This is a genomic window from Listeria floridensis FSL S10-1187, from assembly GCF_000525875.1.
Classification (GTDB): domain Bacteria; phylum Bacillota; class Bacilli; order Lactobacillales; family Listeriaceae; genus Listeria; species Listeria floridensis.
Genome location: NZ_AODF01000086.1, coordinates 1 through 814, shown reverse-complemented (window position 1 = coordinate 814; position 814 = coordinate 1). Strand labels below are relative to the sequence as shown.

Here is an 814-nt window from a genome sequence, read left to right as displayed (position 1 = left end):
TTCGAAAACAAGCTAGTGGAACAACTATTGAAAGTAGTTGCAACAAAAAATGGTAAAGACATCTGATAAAGCAACCACTGTTGTTGTTCAAACAGAATTAAGTGCCCCAACGATTAATGGCGTAACAAGCAGTGATACAAGTATTTCTGGTAAAGCTGAACCAAATGCTGTAGTAACAGTAGCAATTGAACAAGCAGGCGGAGGCTATCGTAACTGGGAAGGAACATCGGATTCAAACGGCAATTACAGCATTACGATTCCAAAACAAGCTGTAGGAACAAAAATTGAAGTAACAGCAGAAAAAGGTGGTCTAACTTCACCTAAAGCAACAACAACTGTTACTCAGGGAGCTCTAGCAACACCAACGATTAATAGTGTAACGGACAAAGATACAGTCATTTCTGGTACAGCAGATCCAAATGCTACAATCGTATTAGCTGTTGAACAAGCAGGCGGAGGCTATCGTAACTGGGAAGGAACATCGGATTCAAACGGCAATTACAGCATTACGATTCCGAAACAAGCTGCAGGAACGAAAATTGAAGTAACAGCAGAAAAAGGTGGTCTAACTTCACCCAAAGCAACAACAACTGTTATTCAAACAGAGCTTTCTGAACCAACGATTAATGAGATTACAGATCAAACAACAGCAGTGACGGGTGTAACTGAACCGAATGCAGATGTTAAAGTTCGTATTGCTATGCCTAGCGGTGGTATTCTCAATTGGGATGGCAAAGCAGATGCGAATGGTAACTACAGCGTCACGATTCCAAAACAAGTAGCAGGTACAGAAGTACAAGTTATAGCTTCTCTA

The 814-nt window shown here is 40.9% G+C and carries 1 protein-coding gene; it reads left to right on the top strand.

What is annotated here, in order from left to right:
- Positions 1–49 precede the first annotated feature (49 nt).
- A partial coding sequence (locus MFLO_RS14310) for an Ig-like domain-containing protein (protein WP_241433687.1) occupies positions 50–814 on the top strand: 765 nt, incomplete at its 3' end.